The 7,326-nt window shown below is 64.9% G+C and carries 8 protein-coding genes; 5 read left to right on the top strand and 3 right to left on the bottom strand.

The genetic code is table 11. The annotated features are described in order from the left end of the window. From BSE24067_RS28155 to BSE24067_RS28145, 3 genes are all read right to left on the bottom strand, one after another. Positions 1–647 (bottom strand): DUF3106 domain-containing protein (locus BSE24067_RS28155; RefSeq protein WP_174904929.1); only part of this gene is annotated, 647 nt, incomplete at its 3' end. A gap of 25 nt (positions 648–672) precedes the next feature. Further along, a complete protein-coding gene (locus BSE24067_RS28150; RefSeq protein WP_174904927.1) occupies positions 673–1,098 on the bottom strand; it encodes a DUF3619 family protein in 426 nt (141 codons plus the stop codon). Further along, on the bottom strand, positions 1,095–1,658 hold the full coding sequence (locus BSE24067_RS28145; RefSeq protein ID WP_151065500.1) for an RNA polymerase sigma factor: 564 nt from the start codon (positions 1,656–1,658) through the stop codon (positions 1,095–1,097). The genes BSE24067_RS28150 and BSE24067_RS28145 overlap by 4 nt, the downstream gene beginning before the upstream one ends. 351 nt (positions 1,659–2,009) lie before the next feature. Here BSE24067_RS28145 and BSE24067_RS28140 point away from each other — a divergent pair, with 351 nt between their 5' ends. The 5 genes from BSE24067_RS28140 (at position 2,010) to pssA (ending at position 7,169) form a co-directional block, all read left to right on the top strand. After that, positions 2,010–3,773 (top strand): acetolactate synthase 3 catalytic subunit, encoded by a 1,764-nt coding sequence (locus tag BSE24067_RS28140; protein ID WP_151065501.1) that lies wholly within the window; start codon positions 2,010–2,012, stop codon positions 3,771–3,773. 111 nt (positions 3,774–3,884) lie between these two features. After that, complete coding sequence (ilvN, locus tag BSE24067_RS28135) at positions 3,885–4,376, top strand: acetolactate synthase small subunit (protein WP_006750445.1); 492 nt, start codon at positions 3,885–3,887, stop codon at positions 4,374–4,376. A gap of 103 nt (positions 4,377–4,479) precedes the next feature. After that, positions 4,480–5,496 carry a ketol-acid reductoisomerase gene (gene ilvC, locus BSE24067_RS28130; RefSeq protein WP_040144685.1) on the top strand — a complete coding sequence of 339 codons (1,017 nt, stop codon included), beginning with the start codon at positions 4,480–4,482 and terminating at the stop codon, positions 5,494–5,496. Between the two features lie 139 nt (positions 5,497–5,635). Beyond that, on the top strand, positions 5,636–6,280 hold the full coding sequence (locus BSE24067_RS28125; RefSeq protein WP_151065502.1) for a phosphatidylserine decarboxylase: 645 nt from the start codon (positions 5,636–5,638) through the stop codon (positions 6,278–6,280). Positions 6,281–6,296: 16 nt separating this feature from the next. Continuing rightward, on the top strand, positions 6,297–7,169 hold the full coding sequence (gene pssA, locus BSE24067_RS28120; protein ID WP_151065503.1) for a CDP-diacylglycerol--serine O-phosphatidyltransferase: 873 nt from the start codon (positions 6,297–6,299) through the stop codon (positions 7,167–7,169). Positions 7,170–7,326: the final 157 nt, after the last annotated feature.

Here is a 7,326-nt window from a genome sequence, read left to right as displayed (position 1 = left end):
CCGGCCGACGCGGGCGCCGATGCGGGCGCGGCGTTGCTCGCCGGATGGTCGTGCGAATTGACGAGGCGGCGCACGTCGCGGTCGGCGACGGTCGGCGGCGCGCTGACGACGCTCGGCCGGCGCCGGCGCTCGGTCGCGGCCAGCCGTTGCTTCTGTTCTTCAGGCAATTGCTGATAGGCCTTCCACGCGCGTTCGCGCGCCTGCGCGGACAGCTCCTTCGCGCTCTGGTAGTTCTCGCGCGCGACGCGGCGTTGCTCGGGCGTCATCCGCACCCATTCGGACATCCGTTCCTGCAGGTGCTTCTGGGCATCGGGCGTCAACTTCGCGAAACGCGATGCGATCTTCAGCCATTTGCGCTTGCGTGCGTCGCTGAAGCCGTCCCACTGGTCGGCAAACGGCGCGAGCGCCGCGCGTTGCGCGGGCGTCAGCCGCGCCCATGACAGCGGGCCGTTGGCGGCCGGCAGCGGCAGGGGCAGCGGAGGCAGTTCGGTGGTCAGGCCGGCGGCGGCCGAGCTCGGCGCAGGTGCGCTGCTGGCCGCGGTGGAAGCCGCGGGGGGCGGGTTGAATCGGGAATAGGTGGCGACGTACGAAACGGCGATCGCGATCACACATCCGAAAAATACGGCCAGGCCGCGTTTCTGACTCACCCGTGCGATCCCCTCGTATTGTCTGTTAGCGTGCGCGCGAAAGATACGCGTTGAACCCGTGATCGAGATACGCGTTGAGCGGCAGGTCGTCGCTGAGCATTGCCGCGTCGATGTCGGCGAGCTCGGCGGTGCGCTGCATGTCTTCCCAGTAGGCGATGCCGACGAGCCCCGCGAGCAGCAGCGCGAGCGGCCACGCGCGCAGCAGCCGGCGCGCGAACGACGCGCGCGGGCGGCTCGCGGGCGGCGTGCCGTACGTGCCGGCCGCACCGGCGAACGCCGGTACGAACACCGGCGCGGCCGCGGCTTCCGGCTTCTTGCGCGCGAGCGCGGCCCGGCGTGCGGCGGCCAGACGGTCGGTGGTCGCGGCAGGCAGCGCCGCGGCACGTTCGTCCAGCGCGCGGCGGACCTTCAGCGCGAATTCGTGTTCTCGGTTTACGGGAGCGGAGCTCATAGCGTGATTCCTTTGGCCTTGAGCGCTTGCGCCAGGGTGTGGGTGGCTCGCGAGCAGTGCGTCTTGACGCTGCCTTCGGAGCACCCCATTGCGGCGGCAGTCTCGGCGACATCCATATCTTCCCAATAACGCATCAGGAACGCTTCCCGTTGACGCGTCGGGAGTTTCTGGATTTCTTCGTCGATCAGGGCCAGAACCTGTTCCCGTTCGAGGCGGTGCTCGGTGCTCTCGACGCCTGCATTGTCGTCCGCGGATTCCAGCGTTTCCAGTGGATCGAAGTCGTCGTCGTCCGTGCTGTTCAGCGACGAGAAGAGCGTGACCCACGTGTTGCGGACCTTCTGCCGGCGGAACCAGTCGTGGATCGCGTTCTGCAGGATCCGCTGGAACAGCAGCGGCAGCTCGGCCGCCGGCCGGTCGCCGTATTTCTCCGCCAGCTTGATCATCGCGTCCTGCACGATGTCGAGCGACGCATCGTCGTCCCGCACGGCGTACGCAGCCTGCTTGAACGCGCGCCTTTCGACGCCCGCCAGAAAGTCGGCGAGTTCCTTGTCTGATGCCATTCCGTAAAGGTATGCGCTGCGGACTGCGGCGTGTGAAAGGTCGAAAAATTTCGTAAAACCCGCGGATGCTAACAAATTTTCGCGTGAGTTGGCACCGGTTGCGGCACCGCACGTTGCGCGCGAGCCGCGTGCGCGTGCCGGCGGCGGCGGGCCATGATGCGCTGCGGGATATTTTGCTTGACGGCCCCACCACGACCCGCTATCGTCAGCGATTCGCAACATGAAGTGATAGTCTCATTTGAGGCTGGCCCAAGAAGCCCGCCCTTCAACTGGACGCGCCGCTTGAACCCGAGCCACAAGCCCGGCAGAGAGCACCCGATCAATTTTTTGCCGAAAATTCGAAAGGTCAAAATGAACATGCCCAGCGCGGAATTCTCCACGTCGGAACCCCTTTCCCCTCCCGATAGCGACTCCATCGGCGCCACCGTGCTCATGAAGGCACTGGCCGACGAGAACGTCGAATTCATCTGGGGCTACCCCGGCGGCTCGGTACTCTACATCTACGACGAGCTTTACAAGCAGGACAAGATTCAGCACGTGCTGGTGCGCCACGAACAGGCGGCCGTGCACGCAGCCGACGCGTATGCGCGTTCCACCGGCAACGTCGGCGTCTGTCTCGTGACGTCCGGCCCGGGCGTCACCAATGCGGTGACCGGCATCGCGACGGCCTACATGGATTCGATCCCGATGGTCGTGATCAGCGGCCAGGTGCCGACTGCCGCGATCGGCCAGGACGCGTTCCAGGAATGCGACACGGTCGGCATCACGCGTCCGTGCGTGAAGCACAACTTCCTCGTGAAGGACGTGCGCGATCTCGCGGAAACCGTCAAGAAGGCGTTCTACATCGCGCGCACCGGCCGTCCCGGCCCGGTCCTGATCGACATCCCGAAGGACATCTCGAAGACGCCGTGCCAATACGAGCCGGTCAAGAGCGTGTCGCTGCGTTCGTACAACCCGGTCACGAAAGGGCATTCGGGTCAGATCCGCAAGGCCGTGTCGCTGCTGCTGTCGGCGAAGCGTCCGTACATCTACACGGGCGGCGGGATCATCCTCGCCGACGCGTCGCGCGAGCTGAACCAGTTCGCCGATCTGCTCGGCTACCCGGTCACGAACACGCTGATGGGCCTCGGCGGCTACCGCGCGTCGGACAAGAAATTCCTCGGCATGCTCGGCATGCACGGCACCTACGAAGCGAACATGGCGATGCAGCACTGCGACGTGCTGATCGCGATCGGCGCCCGCTTCGACGACCGCGTGATCGGCGATCCGGCGCACTTCGCGTCGCGCCCGCGCAAGATCATTCACATCGACATCGACCCGTCGTCGATCTCGAAGCGCGTGAAGGTCGACATCCCGATCGTCGGCGACGTGAAGGAAGTGCTGAAGGAGCTGATCGAGCAGCTGCAGACGGCCGAGCATGGCCCCGACACCGCCGCGCTCGCGCAATGGTGGAAGGACATCGAGAGCTGGCGCGCGAAGGACTGCCTGAAGTTCGACCGCGAAAGCGAGATCATCAAGCCGCAGTACGTGGTCGAGAAGGCGTGGGAGCTGACGGACGGCAACGCGTTCGTGTGCTCGGACGTCGGCCAGCACCAGATGTGGGCCGCGCAGTTCTACCGTTTCAACAAGCCGCGTCGCTGGATCAACTCCGGCGGGCTCGGCACGATGGGCTTCGGCCTGCCGGCGGCGATGGGCGTCAAGATGGCGCACCCGGACGACGACGTGCTGTGCATCACGGGCGAAGGCTCGATCCAGATGTGCATCCAGGAACTGTCGACGTGCCTGCAGTACGACACGCCGGTCAAGATCATTTCGCTGAACAACCGCTATCTCGGCATGGTCCGCCAGTGGCAGCAGATCGAATACAGCAAGCGCTATTCGCATTCGTACATGGATGCGCTGCCTGACTTCGTGAAGCTCGCCGAAGCGTACGGCCATGTCGGCATGCGGATCGAAAAGACCTCGGATGTGGAGCCGGCGCTGAAGGAAGCGCTGCGCCTGAAGGACCGCACCGTGTTTCTCGACTTCCAGACCGATCCGACCGAAAACGTCTGGCCGATGGTACAGGCCGGCAAGGGCATCACCGAGATGCTGCTCGGATCGGAAGATCTGTAACGGCGCGACGCGCGCCGGGGCCGGCGCGGCCGCCTTCACGAAGGGCGGTGCGGCAGCGGGCGGCGCGCGGCGCGAGTGAATCGACACGGACACATTCTGGAAGAAGCGAACATGAGACACATCATTTCCGTCCTGCTGGAAAACGAACCGGGCGCGCTGTCGCGCGTGGTCGGTCTGTTTTCCGCACGCGGCTACAACATCGAAACCTTGACGGTGGCGCCGACCGAAGACCAATCGCTGTCGCGGCTCACCATCGTTTCCATTGGCTCGGACGACGTGATCGAACAGATCACGAAGCATCTGAACCGCCTGATCGAGGTGGTGAAAGTGGTGGACCTGACCGACGGTGCACACATCGAACGCGAGCTGATGCTGATCAAGGTACGTGCAGTGGGCAAGGAGCGCGAAGAAATGAAGCGGATGTCGGACATTTTCCGCGGCCGCATCATCGACGTGACCGAAAAGACCTACACGATCGAATTGACGGGCGCGAGCGACAAGCTCGACGCATTCATCCAGGGGCTGGACGCCAGCGCGATCCTAGAGACCGTGCGGACCGGCAGCTCCGGCATCGGACGCGGCGAGCGCATCCTGAAGGTGTGATGCCGATATTGCAAGAAGGCACGCCGGGTGCGCCGTCATGTCCCGGCCCGCAGTACCCAATCCGAACGAATTGTTGAATTTTTGAATTAGCGAAGGAACCATCATGAACGTTTTCTACGACAAAGACGCCGACCTCTCCCTCATCAAGGGCAAGCAAGTCACGATCATCGGCTACGGCTCGCAAGGCCATGCACACGCACTGAACCTGAAGGACAGCGGCGTGAACGTGACGGTCGGCCTTCGCAAGGGCGGCGCGTCGTGGAGCAAGGCCGAGAACGCAGGCCTGTCGGTCAAGGAAGTCGCGGAAGCAGTGAAGAACGCGGACGTCGTCATGATGCTGCTGCCGGACGAGCAGATCGCCGACGTCTACGCGAAGGAAGTGCACGCGAACATCAAGCAGGGCGCGGCGCTGGCATTCGCACACGGCTTCAACGTCCACTACGGCGCGGTGATTCCGCGCGCGGACCTCGACGTGATCATGATCGCGCCGAAGGCGCCGGGCCATACCGTGCGCGGCACGTACTCGCAAGGCGGCGGCGTGCCGCACCTGATCGCGGTTGCGCAAAACAAGTCGGGCGCGGCACGCGACATCGCGCTGTCGTACGCGGCAGCGAACGGCGGCGGCCGTGCGGGCATCATCGAGACGAACTTCCGTGAAGAGACCGAAACCGACCTGTTCGGCGAGCAGGCCGTGCTGTGCGGCGGTACCGTCGAACTGATCAAGGCCGGCTTCGAGACGCTGGTCGAGGCAGGGTACGCGCCGGAAATGGCGTACTTCGAGTGCCTGCACGAGCTGAAGCTGATCGTCGACCTGATCTACGAAGGCGGCATCGCGAACATGAACTACTCGATCTCGAACAACGCCGAGTACGGCGAGTACGTGACGGGCCCGCGCATCGTCACGGAAGAGACGAAGAAGGCGATGAAGCAGTGCCTGACCGACATCCAGACCGGCGAGTACGCGAAGAGCTTCATCCTCGAGAACAAGGCAGGCGCGCCGACGCTGCAGTCGCGCCGCCGCCTGACGGCCGAGCACCAGATCGAGCAGGTCGGTGCGAAGCTGCGCGCGATGATGCCGTGGATCGCGAAGAACAAGCTCGTCGACCAGACGAAGAACTAAGCACCAATAGCAGCAAAACGTGCTGTTCCGGCCCTTCGAGTGGAGGGTCGGTATCAAAAAGCCGCCCGAAGGCAGCAGTGCCCCGGGCGGCTTTTGCTATCCTACGGGCTTTGCAATTCACCGAATACCGAACGAACCCATGAACTATCCTCATCCGATCATCGCGCGCGAAGGCTGGCCGTTCATCGCGATCGCAGCCGTCATCGCGTTGTTGATCCACGCCGTCGGGGGCTTCGGCTTCGCTTGGCCGTTCTGGCTGCTGCTCGTCTTCGTCGTCCAGTTCTTCCGCGACCCGCAGCGCCCGATTCCGGCGCAGCCGAACGCGGTGCTGTGCCCGGCGGACGGCCGCATCGTCGCGGTCGAGACCACGCAGGATCCGTACGCGAACCGCGAAGCGCTGAAGATCAGCGTGTTCATGAACGTGTTCAACGTCCATTCGCAGCGCTCGCCAGTCGACGGCGCGATCTCCAAGGTCGAATACTTCCCGGGCGCGTTCCTGAACGCGGCGATCGACAAGGCATCGGCCGAGAACGAGCGCAACGCGGTCGTGATCCAGACGGCGAGCGGCAAGACCGTCACGTCCGTGCAGATCGCCGGCCTGATCGCGCGCCGGATCCTCTGCTACGTGCGCGCCGGCGAGCCGCTGTCGCGCGGCCAGCGTTACGGTTTCATCCGCTTCGGTTCGCGCGTCGACGTGTACCTGCCGCTCGGCAGCCGCGCGAAGGTGTCGATCGGCGAGAAGGTCTACGCGTCGTCGACGATCCTCGCCGAGCTCGAACAGTAAGCGGCGAGGACGCACGATGGCCGCATTCAAACCGCGCCGGTCGCGCAACGGCACCAGCCAGCCGCCGCGCCCGTTCCGCCGCAACAAGGTGCTGGCGACCGATCCGGTGCCGAGCGAAAGCCGCCGCGCCGCGCGCCAGCGATTCCTGAAGACGCGCGGCATCTACCTGCTGCCGAACGCGTTCACGACCGCCGCGTTGTTCTGCGGTTTCTTCGCGGTCGTGCAGGCGATGAACGTGCGCTTCGAGATCGCTGCGATCGCGATCTTCGTCGCGATGGTGCTGGACGGGATGGACGGCCGCGTCGCGCGGATGACCCACACGCAAAGCGCGTTCGGCGAACAGTTCGACAGCCTGTCGGACATGGTGTCGTTCGGCGTCGCGCCCGCGCTCGTGATGTACGAATGGGTGCTGAAGGACCTCGGCCGCTGGGGCTGGCTCGCGGCGTTCGTCTACTGCTCGGGCGCCGCGCTGCGGCTCGCGCGCTTCAACACGAACATCGGCGTGGTCGACAAGCGCTTCTTCCAGGGGCTGCCGAGCCCGGCCGCCGCTGCGCTGATCGCCGGTTTCGTGTGGCTCGCGACCGACAACCGCGTGCCGATGAAGCTCGGCTGGCTGCCGTGGGTCGCGTTCGCGCTGACGATCTACGCGGGCGTGACGATGGTGTCCAACGCGCCGTTCTACAGCGGCAAGGCGCTCGACGTGCGGCACCGCGTGCCGTTCGCGGCGATCCTGCTGGTCGTCGTTGCGTTCGTGCTCGTGTCGTCCGATCCGCCGCTGATGCTGTTCTGCCTGTTCGTGCTGTACGGGCTGTCCGGCTACGTGTTCTGGGCCTACCAGGCGATGCGCGGGCGCGGGAACCCCGCGCGCTCGTCGCAGCGCGATCACTGACGCGCGATTTGCGCTGAAACGGCGGCTTCGGGCCGCCGTTTTCATTTGCCCCTTTTTCGCATGCACGGCCCGCCATCCCGGGCGTCGTCCGATTGCGCACCCAGCGGAATGTCGCTATAGTCTTCGGCATGACTGCATTTCCCCGCCTCTCCCTCCT

The sequence above is a fragment of the Burkholderia latens genome, assembly GCF_902499045.1.
Lineage (GTDB): Bacteria > Pseudomonadota > Gammaproteobacteria > Burkholderiales > Burkholderiaceae > Burkholderia > Burkholderia latens.
The sequence above is the reverse complement of the archived record's forward strand: the minus strand, read 5'-3'. Positions and strand labels throughout refer to the sequence as shown.

What these genes read in the sequence shown, in the direction of transcription:
- BSE24067_RS28150 (WP_174904927.1), bottom strand. Translation starts at nt 1,098, where the DNA reads ATGAGCTCCGCTCCCGTAAACCGAGAACACGAATTCGCGCTGAAGGTC.
- BSE24067_RS28145 (WP_151065500.1), bottom strand. Translation starts at nt 1,658, where the DNA reads ATGGCATCAGACAAGGAACTCGCCGACTTTCTGGCGGGCGTCGAAAGG.
- BSE24067_RS28140 (WP_151065501.1), top strand. Translation starts at nt 2,010, where the DNA reads ATGAACATGCCCAGCGCGGAATTCTCCACGTCGGAACCCCTTTCCCCT.
- ilvN (WP_006750445.1), top strand. Translation starts at nt 3,885, where the DNA reads ATGAGACACATCATTTCCGTCCTGCTGGAAAACGAACCGGGCGCGCTG.
- ilvC (WP_040144685.1), top strand. Translation starts at nt 4,480, where the DNA reads ATGAACGTTTTCTACGACAAAGACGCCGACCTCTCCCTCATCAAGGGC.
- BSE24067_RS28125 (WP_151065502.1), top strand. Translation starts at nt 5,636, where the DNA reads ATGAACTATCCTCATCCGATCATCGCGCGCGAAGGCTGGCCGTTCATC.
- pssA (WP_151065503.1), top strand. Translation starts at nt 6,297, where the DNA reads ATGGCCGCATTCAAACCGCGCCGGTCGCGCAACGGCACCAGCCAGCCG.